This is a genomic window from Candidatus Electronema sp. TJ, from assembly GCF_048287355.1.
In the GTDB taxonomy this organism is placed as follows: domain Bacteria; phylum Desulfobacterota; class Desulfobulbia; order Desulfobulbales; family Desulfobulbaceae; genus Electronema.
The window spans coordinates 1-15,118 of sequence record NZ_JBLWEP010000040.1; the positions used below are offsets into that span (position 1 = coordinate 1).

At 56.5% G+C, this 15,118-nt stretch carries 15 protein-coding genes and 1 pseudogene; 10 read left to right on the forward strand and 6 right to left on the reverse strand.

Annotated features, from left to right (window positions below; genetic code table 11):
- The coding region (locus ACNKID_RS04800) for an ExeA family protein (protein ID WP_417912294.1) at positions 1–1,094 on the reverse strand (1,094 nt) is incomplete at its 3' end.
- Between the two features lie 303 nt (positions 1,095–1,397).
- Between ACNKID_RS04800 and ACNKID_RS04805 the strand changes: the two genes are divergently transcribed.
- From ACNKID_RS04805 to ACNKID_RS04835, 7 genes are all read left to right on the forward strand, one after another.
- On the forward strand, positions 1,398–2,828 hold the full coding sequence (locus ACNKID_RS04805) for a DUF4139 domain-containing protein (RefSeq protein ID WP_417912295.1): 1,431 nt from the start codon (positions 1,398–1,400) through the stop codon (positions 2,826–2,828).
- A 311-nt stretch (positions 2,829–3,139) separates the two neighbouring features.
- Positions 3,140–3,820: a glycosyltransferase family 2 protein gene (locus tag ACNKID_RS04810; protein WP_417912296.1), complete on the forward strand. Its 681-nt coding sequence runs from the start codon at positions 3,140–3,142 to the stop codon at positions 3,818–3,820.
- A gap of 18 nt (positions 3,821–3,838) precedes the next feature.
- Entirely contained in the window at positions 3,839–4,234 is a 396-nt protein-coding gene (locus ACNKID_RS04815; protein ID WP_417912297.1) for a DUF2304 family protein, read from the forward strand.
- Between the two features lie 190 nt (positions 4,235–4,424).
- The gene (locus ACNKID_RS04820) at positions 4,425–4,850 is read left to right on the forward strand and encodes a desulfoferrodoxin family protein (protein ID WP_417912298.1); all 426 of its coding nucleotides are present in this window, start codon (positions 4,425–4,427) and stop codon (positions 4,848–4,850) included.
- A gap of 143 nt (positions 4,851–4,993) precedes the next feature.
- Positions 4,994–6,832, forward strand: a complete 1,839-nt coding sequence (locus tag ACNKID_RS04825; RefSeq protein ID WP_417912299.1) for a hypothetical protein — start codon at positions 4,994–4,996, stop codon at positions 6,830–6,832.
- A gap of 627 nt (positions 6,833–7,459) precedes the next feature.
- Positions 7,460–8,356, forward strand: a complete 897-nt coding sequence (locus ACNKID_RS04830) for a dihydropteroate synthase (protein WP_417912300.1) — start codon at positions 7,460–7,462, stop codon at positions 8,354–8,356.
- Between the two features lie 58 nt (positions 8,357–8,414).
- The gene (locus tag ACNKID_RS04835; protein WP_417912301.1) at positions 8,415–9,458 is read left to right on the forward strand and encodes a hypothetical protein; all 1,044 of its coding nucleotides are present in this window, start codon (positions 8,415–8,417) and stop codon (positions 9,456–9,458) included.
- 56 nt (positions 9,459–9,514) lie between these two features.
- Here the strand turns inward: ACNKID_RS04835 and ACNKID_RS04840 are convergent, their stop codons facing one another.
- Positions 9,515–9,913 carry a PilZ domain-containing protein gene (locus ACNKID_RS04840; protein ID WP_417912302.1) on the reverse strand — a complete coding sequence of 133 codons (399 nt, stop codon included), beginning with the start codon at positions 9,911–9,913 and terminating at the stop codon, positions 9,515–9,517.
- 18 nt (positions 9,914–9,931) lie between these two features.
- Positions 9,932–10,639, reverse strand: a complete 708-nt coding sequence (locus tag ACNKID_RS04845; RefSeq protein ID WP_417912303.1) for an HAD-IA family hydrolase — start codon at positions 10,637–10,639, stop codon at positions 9,932–9,934.
- 317 nt (positions 10,640–10,956) lie between these two features.
- Between ACNKID_RS04845 and ACNKID_RS04850 the strand changes: the two are divergent.
- The 3 genes and pseudogenes from ACNKID_RS04850 to ACNKID_RS04860 all read left to right on the forward strand — a co-directional run.
- Positions 10,957–11,178 (forward strand): annotated as a pseudogene (locus tag ACNKID_RS04850) (DUF1161 domain-containing protein); the annotation flags it as partial.
- A 93-nt stretch (positions 11,179–11,271) separates the two neighbouring features.
- Entirely contained in the window at positions 11,272–11,484 is a 213-nt protein-coding gene (locus tag ACNKID_RS04855; protein WP_417912311.1) for a DUF1161 domain-containing protein, read from the forward strand.
- 303 nt (positions 11,485–11,787) lie between these two features.
- Entirely contained in the window at positions 11,788–12,558 is a 771-nt protein-coding gene (locus ACNKID_RS04860) for an arginyltransferase (RefSeq protein ID WP_417912304.1), read from the forward strand.
- Between the two features lie 2 nt (positions 12,559–12,560).
- Here ACNKID_RS04860 and ACNKID_RS04865 read toward each other — a convergent pair whose 3' ends face one another.
- The 3 genes from ACNKID_RS04865 to ACNKID_RS04875 form a co-directional block, all read right to left on the reverse strand.
- Entirely contained in the window at positions 12,561–13,676 is a 1,116-nt protein-coding gene (locus ACNKID_RS04865; protein WP_417912305.1) for an OmpA family protein, read from the reverse strand.
- Between the two features lie 10 nt (positions 13,677–13,686).
- The gene (locus tag ACNKID_RS04870) at positions 13,687–14,436 is read right to left on the reverse strand and encodes an MBL fold metallo-hydrolase (protein ID WP_417912306.1); all 750 of its coding nucleotides are present in this window, start codon (positions 14,434–14,436) and stop codon (positions 13,687–13,689) included.
- 134 nt (positions 14,437–14,570) lie between these two features.
- Positions 14,571–15,118, reverse strand: a 548-nt coding sequence (locus tag ACNKID_RS04875) for an HDIG domain-containing metalloprotein (protein ID WP_417912307.1), incomplete at its 5' end; no start/stop codon positions are given.

A 15,118-nucleotide genomic window follows, 5' to 3' on the forward strand; every position in this document is an offset into this window, starting at 1 on the left:
GCGGGCTGTCCCGTCGGTTCTGGCGGCGGGGCTTCTGTTTGAGCTGGCTCGGCAGTTGGTTCCGCTTGTTCCGGCTCCGTCGGCAGCTCAGGCTCCGAGTTCAGCCGGATTTTGTCCGGCAGCAGTTCAGCCGGTTTGACCGGCACCGTTCTGACTATCTGTTTGGCGGCATCTTCGCCGCTGCGCCACAGCACGTCGCTGTAGCGGAACAGCAGGGCGGCAAAGAAAAGCAGCACGGCGGCAGCCAGCAGCTTCCATGTCCTGCCGGAGAGCGAGGCTTTTTTTCCGCCTGCACTGCCGCCGGGAGCATTGCCCTCCAAGGCCGCCACTTCCGCCGCCTGCACCGGAAAATACCGGTCAGCAGCGCAAACCCGCTGCAAGGCTGTGTCAGCCAGCAGATGGACGGTGCGCAGATTGCCATTGGCCAGTTTAAAGATTTTGCGCACCGCCTCGCCGCTGAAGGCCCGTCCGCTGTCGGCGGCGGACAGCCCGGCTGTTTTGAGACGGAAATCGAGGTATGCGCCCAACTCCTCCTCAGTCAGCGGAGCAAGCTGATGGCCGGGCGGAATTTTCATGTCCGCGCAATAGGCTTGCAGCTGAGTGACGCGGGCATCGAGGGACGGACGGCCCGCGAGAATGACTTGCAATGTCATCTGCTCCGCCGCAAAAACCGTGCGCAGCAGCCGCTCCAAGGCGGCGGGAAACATCTGCTCAGCCTGGTCAATCAGGAGCAGCAATTTTTTGCCCTGCGTCTGGCACTGCTCCAGCTGGCTGCGCAGCCAAGCCGACATGTCCGTCTGCGGCATCTGGCCCAGCTCTTGGCAGACAGCTTGGAGCAGCTCGTCAAACGAGCCAGCCGGGCTGTCGAGATAGACTGCCTGAAACTGGGCAGGCAGCAAATGAGCCAGCAGCAGGCAGAGCAGGGTCTTGCCGCTGCCTTCCGCGCCGGTCAGACGGATGACCGGGCTGCCGTTCTGGAGGTCGGCGTAAATCCGACGGAGCAGTGCGGTGCGGTCCGCTTCCGGGAAGAAAATCTCCGTGTCCGGCTCCCCGGCGAAGGGCGGCTTGGCAAGGCCGAAATATTCAAGGTGCATGGTTGCTCAACATTTTCCGATAGAAGCCGTGCCCTGTGCGCTTGCAAGGAAACGGCGGAGCTGCTGCCGGGCGGCACTGTCTGATTGACACCTGCGGATTTTGTGCGTACTCTTTGTCTGCGGAAGGCGGACTCTGCCGGGGACACTTGGCTGTTATTATCAGACAGGAGCGCGGTTCTGTAAACATCTTTCTCTGGCCGGAGCAGTTTTTTCTGTTGCTTTCCAAGGGAACACGGTATGATGCCGGAGCGGAGACCATGTCCCGCTCTTCCTTTATTTCTCAACCGAATTGAGAGGTGCGCCATGCTGAGATTTGCTACCCTGCTTCCCCTGCTGATGGTTCCCGCCGCAGTGTCCGCCGCTGCCGACAAGGCTGCTGAGACGGTCTCCGCTTTGGAGGATCAGACAGCGGTGGCGGTGACCATCTACAATCAGGATTTGGCCTTGGTGAGGGACAGCCGCAGCATCGCGCTTGCGCCGGGCCAGCAGACGCTTGCCTTCCGCGAGGTCAGCGCAAAAATTCGGCCAGAGACCGCCCTGCTCGCTGCGCCTGGGCTGCATGTGCTGGAGCAGAACTTTGAATATGACCTGCTCACCCCTCAGTCGCTCTTGGACAAATATGTGGGCCGCACCGTCAAGCTGATCAAAACCCATCCGACCACCGGCGAGGAGGCGGCGGAAGAGGCCACAGTGCTCAGCGCGGGTGAAGGCACAGTGCTGAAGGTAGGCGACCGCATTGAGGCTGGGGTGCCAGGCCGTTTAGTCTTCTCGGATGTGCCGGAGAACCTGCGCGACCGCCCGACGCTGACCATGCTGGTGGACAGCAAGGACGGCGGCAAGCAGGACGCAGTGCTCAGCTACCTGACTGGCGGGCTGTCGTGGAAGGCGGATTATGTGGCCGAGCTGGGCGCGGACGATGCGAGCCTCAACCTGAGTGGCTGGGTGACGCTGAACAATGAGAGCGGCGCGACGTATCAAAACGCCAAGCTCCAGTTGGTGGCAGGCGAAGTGAACCGGGCGAAGGAGCCAATGCAGCCAAGGATGATGCGGGCACTGGCTGCCGCGCCGATGGAGGAAGCGGCAATGGACGCAGGCATGGCGGAAGAATCCATGTTCGAGTATCATCTCTACACCTTGGGCCGCCCGACCACCATCAAGGAAAAGCAGAGCAAGCAGGTCGCCCTGCTTCAGGCGAACGGCGTTAAGGTGAAGAAAGAGTTCGTTCTGCGCGGCATGGACTATTACTACGGCAGCCAAGCTGGAGAATTGGGCCGCAAGATGAAGGTCGGTGTCTTCTTGGAGCTGAAGAACGCGAAAGAGGACGGTGCAGGTCAGCCGCTGCCTGCGGGCGTGATGCGTGTGTATAAGAAAGACAGTTCCGGCAGCCTGCAATTTGTCGGCGAAGACCGCATTGACCACACACCGGAAAACGAGATCATCCGCCTCAAGCTCGGCGAGGCCTTTGACGTGACTGCGAACAAGAAGCAGACTGATTTCAAAAAAGCATCGTGGACCAGCGGCACGGCCTATGAAAGTGCCTATGAGATTGAGCTGAAGAACGCCAAGGATGAAGCTGTCACGGTGAAAGTGATTGAGCCTGTGCCTGGTGACTGGCAGATGATTGAGGAGTCCGCGCCGCACAAGAAGGAAGCCTCGAACACGGCGGTCTGGGAAATCAAGGTTGAGCCGAAGGCCAGCGCGACGCTGACCTGGCGGGCGCGGGTGAAATACTGAGCTGACCTTGTCCTGAGGACTTCGCAGCTGTCCCGCGCTGCGATCATGCCTGCATGTTCTGCAAAAAACATGCAGGCATACTTTTATAAAACATGCAGGCATGTTTTAACGGAACATGCCTGCATACTTTAACGGAACATGCATACATGTTTTAATAAAACATGCAGGCATATTTTGACGGAACATGCCTGCATGTTCTGCAAAGGCTGCGGGCGCAGGTGTTCAGACAAGGTCGGCTTCACGCTCTACGTTTGCCCATCGAGGAAAAACCTGCGAGAACGCTTGCCGTCCTTCCGCACGAGGGCTGCCGCATGATGAAAACCGTGGCCATTGTCATCCCGGTTTATAACGAGGCCAAGGTCATCGGCAGCGTGATTGAAGAGGTGCGGGCGCATGGCTATGAGCGCATCGTGGTGGTGGATGACGGCAGCGCAGACGAGAGCTATGAAATCGCCTCCGCCTATGACGTGCTGGCTTTGCGCCTGAAGATCAACCGGGGCAAGGGCGCGGCGGTGAAGACCGGGATCATGGCCGCCAACCTCCTCGGCGCGGACGTGGTGGTGACCATGGACGGCGACGGCCAGCACGATCCGGCGGACATCGCCCAGCTTATCGCTCCTATCCTCGAAGGCCGCATCGACGCAGTGCTTGGCTCCCGGATGCTCAACCGGGAGACCATGCCGCTGAAGAAGAAAATCGCCAACAGCATTGGTAATTTTGTCACTTGGCTGTTTTACGGCCTGCTGGTCTCGGACAGCCAGTCCGGCTTCCGGGCCTATTCCCGCTACGCCGCCCTGATCATTGACACCAAGGCGGACAAATATGAATATGACAGCAAGGTGATCCGGGAAATCAAGAACAACCGTCTGCGCTTCACGGAAGTGCCAGTACAGACCCGCTACACCGAATACGCCAGCACCAAAAAGACCAAGCAGGGTTTCATCAACGGACTGATCACCCTGCGCCGGATGATTTGGAATCTGATCGCCTGAACTCCTGAGAAAACTAACGTGCATCTGTATCAATTCATTATTGTGGCCATCTCCTCAGTCATGCTCTATCTTGGCATCAAGGAGTTCGCCAACCGGGAAACCGGCCAAACTCTACTCAAGCTGGCTGTGCGCGTGACCGTCTGGGGCGGCATGGCCCTGATCGCCATCTACCCTGATTTCACCATGTTCTTCGCCCGCATCCTCGGCGTGGTGGACAACTTCAACGCTGTAGTGATGATGGGCTTTCTCTTGGTCTTCATGCTGATTTTCAAGCTGCTCTCGGCCATTGAGAAGATTGAGCAGAATGTCTCCGAGCTGACCCGCAAGGAAGCACTGGGCGAAGCGCACGAACGCATCGAGCAGTTGAGGGAGGAGATCAGAGAGAAGAAAAAGCAGCGAGAGAATGCCGCCTGACCAAGCAGGAAAAAGGAAAACTGGTGGCTGCTCCTCCAGCATCACCTCGGCGGTCCCGGACAGTTCTGATGCGCTCTTGATCCCCTTGCATTCATCCGTAGGCAGCGGTATGATGATTGCGCCTGCTCGCCGGAGCAGGTGGAACCGTTGTCCTCGATATTCTGCATTTCCACATTTCAGGAGAAAAAAGATGACCGCATTCGACAGACGGGATTTGCTCAAAACTGCTGCTGCCGTCGCTGCTGCCGCTACCGCAGGCTCTGCTGTGTCCGCTTTTGCCGCAGACAAGGCTGCCGCGCCATCAGCGGCAGGCTCGATCTATTACAGCAAGGAGCAGCCGGGGCAGTGGAAAGGCAAGGAAGGTACTCATGCGCCGGAAGTGAAGGTCGAGGGCGGCAAGGTCTCGGTCGTCACCCCGCATCCGATGAGCGCGGAGCATTTTATTGTCCGGCACACTGTGATTCTGGCTGACGGCACCGTGCTTGGCGCGAAGAACTTCGCTCCTGCGGACAAGCCGGAATCCTCTTACGACCTGCCGAAAGACTACAAGGGCAAAATCTGCGCCACCAGCTTCTGCAACCTGCATGATCTCTGGGTGAGCGAGGCTGAAGCCTGATTTCCCCGTCGCTCATAGCCCTTGCCAAGCCGCGCTGTCTTCAGTGCGGCTTTTTTTTCATTTTCTGCTGACTTTTCCGCCGCGTTATGAAACAATATGCAGACAGAATCGCCTCCTGACTGTTTTCATCGGAGCCTTGGCGGATGAAACGCATTGTTCTCTTTTTGCTGATTTTCGCAGTGCTCGCCGATGCGGCGTGGCTCGTCGTCATCCGCCCCAGCCCGGAACTCCGGGCACTGGCGCAGCTGCCCAGCCGCAGCGAACTGGCCGCTGCCGGACGGAAAATCGCCACATCCGCTCTTGCGCGTCAGCTCCTTTCCGGGGAGCTGCTGCGTCCGCATCCCCTTGAACCGCTGGAGCTGGTGCCGGAAGATGCCCTGCTGTTCATTGATGCCGCTGATGCCGCAGCAGCAGGCCGGACGTTCCTCAACTCACGTTTAGGGCAGACACTGAAGGACATCCATTGGTCGGCAGTGCTGGATCAGCTAGAAGTGCCGCCGCTGCTGCGCAAGCCTGCTGAGGAGCAGCTGGCCAGCTTGCAGCATCTGCTGAATCATCCTCTGCTGCAAGAGTCTTTCAGCCGAAGGACAGTGCTGGCCCTGCTGCCGCCGGAGCCGGAATCCTTGTCGGCAGCTCCGCTCGACGCGCTGTTGTCCCATGCCCTGCTGCTCGCCGAGCCGCCGCCTGAGGGCAGCGCGGTGTTCCTTGACCTGCTTAAGGCGGAGAAAAAACAGCCGGATTTGCTTTATCACCACGGCATGGGCATTGTGGTGCTGGAGCTGGACCAAGGCCGCAAACTCCACGCCGCTGCTGTCGGCGGGCAAATCGCCTTGTCCTTGGGCTTGGAGCCGGTGCAGCAGAGCATTGACCTCTTCGTCCGCCATTTCATCTACAAACGGAACGGCTTGATCACCAAGCGCGATTACGCCGCTCTGAAGCAGGAGGCCGGAGGACTTAACGATTTTTTTCTCTACGCCAACTTGGCCCGGCTGAAGACTCTGCTTGCCGGAGAGGAGGCCTTGCCGCTGGCCGCTCCGTCCGGCTTGCACAGCCTGGCCATCTTTCACCGCCCGGACGGAGGAACCGCCAACTTCACCACAGTGCTGCGTTTCCTCTCGGAGTCCCTGCGTCTGCCTTTGCAGAAAAAAATCTACACAGCCGCACCGACTGCCAACCGCACTTTGGCGAAAATGCCTGCCAGTCTCCTGCTTTATATCTGGAGTGCTTGGCTCCAGCCAGCCAGCTGGCGGCAGAGCTTGATTGAAAACGGCAGCCAAGAGATGGTGGACAAAACTGACGCGTGGTTCAAAGCGCAGACCGGTCTCAGCTTCGGCGAGATTCTTTCCTTGTTTGGAAGAGAATTCAGCGTTAACATTGCTGATATCAGCACAGGCGGCCTTTTCCCAGTGCCCCGGCTTTGCTTTGTTTTGGAAGTGCCGGAGCGGAACAAGGCGGAACTCCTTCTTGACCGGCTGCTCTCCGGCATGCCGGTCAAGAGCGAAACATTGCCGAACGGCGTACGGCTCTTCTCTTTGCAGGCGGCCAAGGGAATGCTCCAGCCTTCGTACGCCTTTGCCGACAATTTTCTCTATTTGGCCGACAGCCGTGAGCAGCTGCTGGCAATTCTGGCAGAAAGCGAGGGACGGATGCAGGCTGACCCCAGTTTTCAAGCAGTGGACACTGGCAAGGGCCAGCCCGGCAACCTGCTGATCTTCGCTCGCGCCGCTCGGCTGGTCGACGGTCTCAAGGAACTGGCTGCTTGGGCCGGAATGATGATCGCCGTGCGCAGCGATCAGGCCGGAGAAAAAAGCAAGGTGCTTATTGATCAGGTGATCATGCCGCTGTTGGACAGCCTTGGCAGCTTTGAAACCGTGAGTCTGCGCAGTTTCACCCGCAAAGGCGAGCTGGTGATGGAGGCTGCTGCCCTGATTGCCGCTGAAAAGCAGCCGGAGATTGCCGCCGAAGCGGAGCCTTTTGAATAGATATCCTGCATAAGTTAGCAGCAAGAGGATGCAATCAGGTTGAAGCAAAGTTCAGCTCAGTAAGGGAGGAGTCCTGCTCATTTGCCAAGGAATTTGGCTCGGCCAGAAAGGAGTTCGGCTTGGCCAAACTTCTTTCCGGCTGAGCAGCAAAGGTGTTTGGCCGACTCCAGCTCCTTTGCTGCTCGGCAAAATTCTTTTGCTGCTTGGCCAAACTTCTTTGCGGCTTGCTGGAACTCCTTTGTTGCTCGGCCAAACACCTTTGCTGCTCGACAGAACTCCTCTCTTGCCAAGCCGGACTGCTTTGCAGGCAGGCAAAAAAGGAGCGGCAGCGGTCATGCGAAAAACACCGCAACCTGCGCGCTGACTTCTGCAAGAGGTCTGATAAAAAAAATCTTAGCGGGTTATGCTTCAGGCAGGAACTTGTTTTTATGATGAAATGTCAAAACGGCACGCCGGAGGCGGCATCTGCCGCCCGCTCAGAATTCTTGACAAAAATCCTAATTCATGTGAAGTAGAGCAGAAACAGACTCAGTCTTTTCACTGTCCGGTTCAAGCGGCTGAGAAACTGGCAGGAATCACTTTTTCGCTATTCTTCTTTTTCAACATTCACACCAAGGAGCAACGCAGATGGCTAACACAGTGCAGGCAATTGCTGAAAGCATCAACATCATGGGTAAACGCAGCGGCGGTGCCATGAAGGAGCGCATTCCGGGGCCGATTCAAGAAATGGCGCGGGAGGAAGCCGCAGCCGGAGCGACATATCTTGATCTGAACATTGGCCCGGCCCGCAAGGACGGCGTGGAGCTGCTGCCTTGGGTGGTGGAGACAGTGCAGAGCATCGTTGACACCCCGCTCTGCCTTGACACCACCAACACCGACGCGATGACCGCAGGCTTCAAGGTGGTGAAGAACAAGACAGCAGCAATTATGAACTCTATTTCCGCCCAGCCGGAGCGGATGGAGAAGCTGATTCCAGTGGCCGCCAAGGCAGAGTGCAACGTCATCGCCCTGCTCTGGGGGCCGGACGGAATGCCCCGTGACTACAATGAGCGGGCGGAAATGGCTGTTGGGCTGATGATGGCTCTGAGCGAGGCAGGCATCCCAAACGAGAAGATGCTGTTTGATCCCATCGCCACGCCGATTACCCTTGGTGCGGATCAGCTTGCCGCTGGTTTGGAATTTCTGCGGGATCTTCAGGAAATCGCGCCGGGCGCAGGCTCCACCATCGGTCTGTCCAATGTCTCCAACGGCGTGGACGAGCAGCTGCGCAAGTATCTGGACCGCACTTATCTGATCATGCTGATGAAATATGGCATCAGAACCGCCATTGTCAACGCCTATGACCACGAGCTGATGGCCATCTGCAAGGGACAGCGGCAGGAGCTGGTTGATCTGGTGCACGGGATGATGGACGGCAAGGAACCCGATTCCGCCACACTGAACGGCGCGGCCTTAGAGCACTACAAAACCTACAAGGTGCTTTCCGGCCAGACGGTCTTCTCCGCCTCGTGGCTGACGCTGTAATTGCAGCAGCAGGGACGAAGATTTTTCGTCCCTGCAAAGACCATATCAGAGAACAGACATGAACAGTAACAACCTCTTGCGGAAGCCGCTGCTGAACACAGCGGCAGTTTTTGCTTTTTTCATCGGCTTGCTCGCAGTCAGCCTCACCCACCCAGAAGCGACAGTTTTCGAGGCTGTCGGACTGCTCATTCAGGCTGTGTTCCGCGCTGTCCAGCTGCTGATCGGGCTGGCATTATCGGTCATCTTTTGTGTGGCTGTGATGATTGTTTTTTTTCTCGGCGCAGCAGCCTTGTTCAGCCAAGAAAGCGCGAGCCGCATGTACAGCGAGCTGCGGCAAACGCTGGCTGATTGGCTCGTGCCGGTTCTGGATATGGCTGGCAAAAAAAAAACAGAGGCACCTGTCAATTTTGAACCAGTGAAAGAGGAAATGCGGCAGGAACTGCAAGCGAACATCGAGGCCATCCAAGGCCAGCTTCATGCCACCCGCGAGCTGCTGGCAGGCAAAATCGGGCAGCTTTCCAGCCGGATTGACGCGCTGGAGGAGCTGACCGCCAAAATGACGGACAAGAGCCAAGTCGAGGTCTTGAGCAAAGAAATGCGCGGGGCGATGACCACACTGGCTGGAATCGAAGGCGCAGTAGGCAACATGAAAGCCTGCGTCGAGCAGACCGCCCAGCAGATTCTGCGCATTTCACCGGAGGAGTTGCTCGGCGACCTGCCGGAGCGGCTGCGGCTGCTGGAGCAGCGCGAGCCGAAAGTGATTGACATCACCCCGCTGGAGCGGGACATTGCGGTGATGCAGCAGGAACTGGCCTCAGTGAGGGAGAAAGCTGACAAGGTGCTGCATGCCGTCCCTGTTATGCAGCAGGAGCCGCTGTCTGTGTCGTCGGCAGACGAACACCGCATCTTCAGCTACTTCGACGATCCTGCTGACAAGCAGAAAATTGTGGAGCTGACTGAGGCTGCCTTGGACAAGGGCCTCAATCATAAGCAAATCATTGATTATCTGACACGGGGACTGGGGATGCAGAAGGGCAAAGTCATCAGCTCGCATCCCTCTGTTTTCAAAGACTACCTCAAAACCTGCCGCCGCAGCGACTGAGCGGGCTGGGCGTGGGCGGACGGGAAGGCCGGCTCTCTTTCCGTCCGTCTTGAGCCTCAGTCACGGCTGGAGCCTGTGCGCCGCTCCCAGAGACAATCTCCCTCTTCCATACTCTCGCCTGCTGCGCTCGGCATGTTTTTTTGGACAAAATTCCGCCAGCCAAGAGGGGCCTCGGCGATATTGAATCCCACATCCACGAGAAGACCGTTCTTCCGCCGCCAGCGAGGGGAGACCTTCAGCTTGTAGCAGGGCGAGTCCGGTCCTCCGGAAACCACCACGCTGTACCGTTTGCCCTGCACGGCAAATTTGTCCGGCAGATCATTGAGCCGCAGTCCTTCCAGCGAAATATCCTCCACCATGCCGCCGTAGACGAAATGACCGTCCGCGATGTCGGCGATGTAGCCTTTCAGCTTCATGCGTGACTGCCGCCGTTTTTCAATTGTTGCCGCTTCCATAATTTGTGTCTCCTTGTTTTACGCATGTGATGTTCGATGTGCTCCCTTCGCACAAGGGGCGGGAGCCAAGTCAATCAGCTCTCTGAACGAGTCAATTGAAAGATAGTGTTCGGAGCGGACGGCTGGGCTGCGGCTGCTGGACTTGGCCACATGCACCAGCCAGCCGATGCCGTGCCGCTCCGCAGTCCGCAGCACCTTTTCCGTATCATCGGCCAGCACAGAGCGGGCCGGATCAAAGCCGAGCAGTTCCTGTAGCCTGACCCAGAATTGCGGCTGCTCTTTGGCGAATCCCACCTCGTCGGCGCAGACCAAACGGTCAAACCAGCTGCCGATGTCGGTTCTCACCAGCTTGATGGTCAAGGTGCGGGGGTGAGCGTTAGTCACCAGATACAGCTTTTTATTCAGCCTGCGGCAGCAATCGAGAAATTCCCTTACATGGGGGTGAACAGCGATTAAATGGTCAATCCGCAACTTCAGTTCCGGGATGTCCATTCCCAGCTCGCGGGACCAGTGCTCCACATCAGACCATTGAAGGGAATTTTCTATCTTGCGGTAACGTTCCAGCAGCTCCTGAGCCGCCTCTTCCACCGTAATGTCGTGGAGCAAGCTGTAGTGCTCCGGGATATAGACCTCCCAGAAATAGTCATCAAAATGTTTATCCAAAAGGGTGCCGTCCATGTCCAGCATGACGGTGTCAACAGCATCCCAAGAAAAGGTACAAGGCATTTTGGCGCAATTCCGCATAATACCGTATTATACTGGCTCAGTTTGACTTTGTACAGGGCTTATTCAGGGATGCGGTTTTTCAATCATATTCTGCCATGCGGTCTCGAAATGCCTTTGACCTGCGACATGAAAGAAGAGCTTGACCTGCTCGGCAATTTAAGCCTTCCTCTTCATCTTTTTGGCAAGTTCTTATTTTTTCCTGTTTCCGCGCTTTACACTTGACAGGAAAACAGGAACTTGGTTATAACTCGCTAATATAGCTGATATTCAGCGGCAACCATGCAGACTGGTCACGTGGACAAAGGAGAGCAGCGATGATGCGATGTGTTTTTTTTGCGGCAGCGGCAATTTTTTTGAGCTTCGGCTCAGTCGCAGCCGCTGTCAAGCCCTGCGCGGAATTGAAGGCGAAAATTGCGGCCAAGCTTGATTCCAAAGGCGTGAAAGCCTACGAGCTGAGCATTTCAGCCAGACATGAGAAAGCGGCAGGCAAGATCATCGGCACCTGCGAAGACGGCAGCAAGCAGATCGTCTACAACAGACAGCAGCGGAGCGGGGCGGCAGCCCAGCAGCAACCAGCAGCCAATGAGAAAACAGCGCAGCAGGATCAGCCAGTGCCAGTGGTTGCGGTGCGGATGGTTCCGGCGACAACGGAGGAACCTAGTCAGTCGACCAATTCTATCAAGGCCTGCGCGGAATTGAAGGCCGAACTTGTCGCCAGATTGGACTCCAAGGGCGTGAAAAACTACACGCTGATCGTTCTCAATAAGAGCGAGGGGTCTCCGGGGCAGGTCATCGGAACCTGCGAGAGTGGCTCCAAAAAAATCATCTACGCCAAAACTAGATAAACAGTGCCGATGGCGCAGGCATCTGATGTCTGCGTCCTTTTTTCTCTTATCACCTGCCGCGTTGTCATCGTTCTTCTTCCCTTATTTTTGATCAGTCCGCAACCTGCCAATTTTCGTGACATTTCCGCAAAACTTGGTAAAATAACTCAGAAATGCCGTCCAAGCTCTGCTAAGATGGAAAAATCAATAACAATCAGGAATAATTATGGAGAACGCCCTTGGAGATTTGAGATGCTGGAGCTGCTATAACAGAAAGAGCGTTCAGATGGACGGCGGAACCATGCCGGACAAGGAGGCTGTCTGATGATGCATTCAACCTTTCCGAACCGCCAGATGGCGGGCCGGCCTAAACAAGGACGCAATGCACCGCCAGGCATTGACGGCAGACTGGAACAGTATTTCACTGATGTCGCCACCCGCTGTCCTTATGAAATGCCGCACAAAGCCATCTATCATCAGGCGGTTTTCGGCTCGCTGACCGATTCCGCTGTGGGGCTGTTTTTTGAAAACGGCTACCGCCGCAACGGCAACTGCATGTACTCCATGCGCTGCTCACGCTGCTCCGCCTGTGTTCCCATACGCCTGAATCCGGAAATTTTCCGCCCCAACCGCAACCAGCGGCGGGTCTGGAAAAAAAACGGAGATATCAGCGTCGGTTTGGCACCGGTGACCATGTCTGATGAGAATCTTGATCTGTTGGAACGCTTCCTCTTTGCTCGCTTCCCGGACAGCAGGGCAGATGCAGAAAGCTATTACAGCGGCTTTTTCATCACTTCAATGACCAAGTGCTTTGAGATCCGCTACCGGAGTGAAGACAACAGGCTGTTGGGCGTGGCCGTGGTCGACTGCTCAGACCAATGGATGAACGCGGTCTATTTCTTTTTTGATCCAGAGCAGGACTGGCGCAGCCCCGGCACGCTAAACATCCTTTATCTGCTTGATTTTTGCCGACGGCACGGCATTGCTAACCTTTATCTCGGGTACTGGATCAATGGCCTCAAAGGGATGCACTACAAGACCGATTTTCGGCCCCATGAGATACTGATCGACAGTCGCTGGCAGAAGGTGGGCTGAACCTATTTTCCCTTCCGCAGCTGGACTGTCACCCGACGGTTGAGCCGCCGCCCTTCTTCCGTCTTGTTGGAGGCGGTTGGTTTGGCCTTGCCGTACCAGTAAATGAGCACTCGGTCTTTTTTCAGCGAGAAATTGTCCAGCAGGTATTTCCTAGCACTCTCCGCCCTGCGCCGGGAGAGATGGATGTTGTACGCATGGCTGCCGACATGGTCGCAGAAGCCGGAAAGCACGGCGTATTCCTGCGGATGATCGATCAGATAACGGCCCAGCCGTTCCAGAGTGTGCTGCTGTTCCTTCCTGATCTGAGCCTTGTCAAAGGCGAAGAGCACGTTGGGGTAGGGGCTGCTGGCAGGCATGTACAGCCTGCCGAAGAGATGCTCAGGATGGGCGGCCAAGGTGTCAAAATCAATCACCTGCGAGCAGTCATTGACCGCAGCGATATCGTTAAGCAGCTTCTCCGCCGTGCTGTTGGTCGCGCTGCTGATCAGAGTGAAGCAGACATCATGCTTTTCTGCCAGTATCTTGGCCTGCGTCAGCGGCTCCGGTTCGTCCAAGCCCTCAAAGCGGAAGGCGGCCCCGTTGGTGAAGATGAAAACCTCAGTGCGGCCCGGCAGCGGGAGCAGATATTCGAGCTTCATCAGCGCGGTCTGGAGCATGGGCGGACCAGAGCTGGTCACAGGCAGCTGCTCCAAGGCAGTGCCGAACGCCTCTTGGTCGTAATTTTGCAGCCGGTAGAAGGGCTGGAAGGTGCGCTCCGCGCCAGGCAGCCACATCACGTTCCGCCAGTGCGGATACAGCCCGGTCTGCCAGTTCAACTCCGGCAGGCTGGCGTTGCTCTTGAGGAGTATCTGTTTGGACATCTCCAGCCGGGTCATGCCGCTGTTTTGGTACGGCACATCCATCGCCGTTGAGGGATCATAGAAGACAAAAAAATTATCCGCCATGCGGATGAAGTCCTGCTTCTTTTCCGCAGGGAAAGCATCCGGCTGCCATATCCAGTCTTTTTTATCAAATTTTTTGTTTTTCTTGCTCTTTTTTGCCAGAGCGAAGGAGGGGGCGGCCAGCAGCAGCGTAAAGGCCAGCAGCGCAGCCAGCAGCCGCAGAGTTCTGGAGGTCATGCTGTTCTCCTTAAAAAGTCAGCCGGTGTCCTGCCGCCGGCAGCAGGGCGTTAGGCACTGCCCGTACCATTTCCTCAATCTGATGCAGATCGGTCCGCCGCAGATCATGATCAAGATGCACCAAAGCAACTTGACCCATTTCCAACTCTTCGGCAAGCTGAAGCGTGCTAGTCACTGAGCCGTGATAAGGAAAAATGTCAACCATGCTGAACGATTCATGAACGACAAAGTCGCAGCCCCGGATCAGCTCCTTGGCCTGCGCATTCGCCCGCCCGTCGCCGCTGCAATAGAATTTCACCGGGCCATCCTCGATGCGCAGCCCCAAATTGTACTGAGAATGCTGGGTCAGCGCGGCAGACCAGCGCAGTCCAGCCAGAGAGATGGTCTCTTGAGCGTGAATCTGATGAAACTCAAAACCGAAACTCAATTTTTTTTCAAAGGTGGGATAGGCCAGCTCCAGAGCTCCCCGCACTTTCTGCTCCGTGCCTTTCTGGCCGACGATGTGCAAAGGCCGGGTACGGCCCAGCTGCCAGAGACGGAGAAACAGCAGCGGCAATCCGAGGAAATGGTCGCCGTGAAAATGAGATATCCAGATGTACTCCAGTTCATCCGGTTGCTCAACGGTACGAAAATACTGGTGTGGCACTGAGAAACCGCAGTCCAGCAAGATTCTGGCACCGTTGCTGGCGGTGAGCAGGAACGAGCTGTTGCCATGCGCCGTATCACAGGCTTCACCCACGCCAAGAAAGAAAATTTCCACCGTAGCCGCTCCGTGTTACATTATGTTCATTCAGGCAGTCCAACTGGCCTGACCTAGCATTTTTTTCATCTGCGCTCTCTGCAATATATGTATTTTTTCGCTTTGAAGCAAGCCGCTTTATGCTCATGGCCTGTTCAGAGCGGTGCCGTCCACTTTTCAATCTGTTCCATCAGTCTGTCCGGGGCGAAATTTAAGAAGGAGAAAAGCCGTTCTTCCAGCAGTCTGCATTTCTTGAAATTGTCTCGGATGCCTTCCTGTCTGCGGGCATCGCCGCCGCTGTATTTATCCAAGATGTAGTCCAGCCGTTCGGGCAGGCTGACTATTTGATCATGCAGGACTCGTTTGTCCGAGTAGTAGACTATTTCGACAGGAAAAAAAATTCCCGCTATATAACGCTCCGGGGAAAAATTTGGCAGGACAACATGTCCGGCGACAATCTCGGCGATTTCCGGGAAATTGAGGCTGCGGCAGAGTTCCGCGCCAGCCTTGGCGTGATTGCGGCCGTTGGTGAGGCAGGACGTTTTGGCGATGTCGTGCAGGAGCGCACCGCTGATGCAGAGTTGCAGATCAAGTGGCTGGCTGCTTTTTGTCCGCAGTTCTTCAGCCAGCAGCCCGGCAATCTTCGCCACCATGAACGAATGCGCCCGGATGTTGGCCAGCATTCCGTGCTGTTCCATCAGGG

Excerpts from the sequence above, each read along its gene's own strand:
- ACNKID_RS04805 (WP_417912295.1), top strand. The coding sequence starts at position 1,398 with ATGCTGAGATTTGCTACCCTGCTTCCCCTGCTGATGGTTCCCGCCGCA.
- ACNKID_RS04810 (WP_417912296.1), top strand. The coding sequence starts at position 3,140 with ATGATGAAAACCGTGGCCATTGTCATCCCGGTTTATAACGAGGCCAAG.
- ACNKID_RS04820 (WP_417912298.1), top strand. The coding sequence starts at position 4,425 with ATGACCGCATTCGACAGACGGGATTTGCTCAAAACTGCTGCTGCCGTC.
- ACNKID_RS04825 (WP_417912299.1), top strand. The coding sequence starts at position 4,994 with ATGAAACGCATTGTTCTCTTTTTGCTGATTTTCGCAGTGCTCGCCGAT.
- ACNKID_RS04830 (WP_417912300.1), top strand. The coding sequence starts at position 7,460 with ATGGCTAACACAGTGCAGGCAATTGCTGAAAGCATCAACATCATGGGT.
- ACNKID_RS04835 (WP_417912301.1), top strand. The coding sequence starts at position 8,415 with ATGAACAGTAACAACCTCTTGCGGAAGCCGCTGCTGAACACAGCGGCA.
- ACNKID_RS04840 (WP_417912302.1), bottom strand. The coding sequence starts at position 9,913 with ATGGAAGCGGCAACAATTGAAAAACGGCGGCAGTCACGCATGAAGCTG.
- ACNKID_RS04845 (WP_417912303.1), bottom strand. The coding sequence starts at position 10,639 with ATGCCTTGTACCTTTTCTTGGGATGCTGTTGACACCGTCATGCTGGAC.
- ACNKID_RS04855 (WP_417912311.1), top strand. The coding sequence starts at position 11,272 with ATGGTTCCGGCGACAACGGAGGAACCTAGTCAGTCGACCAATTCTATC.
- ACNKID_RS04860 (WP_417912304.1), top strand. The coding sequence starts at position 11,788 with ATGATGCATTCAACCTTTCCGAACCGCCAGATGGCGGGCCGGCCTAAA.
- ACNKID_RS04865 (WP_417912305.1), bottom strand. The coding sequence starts at position 13,676 with ATGACCTCCAGAACTCTGCGGCTGCTGGCTGCGCTGCTGGCCTTTACG.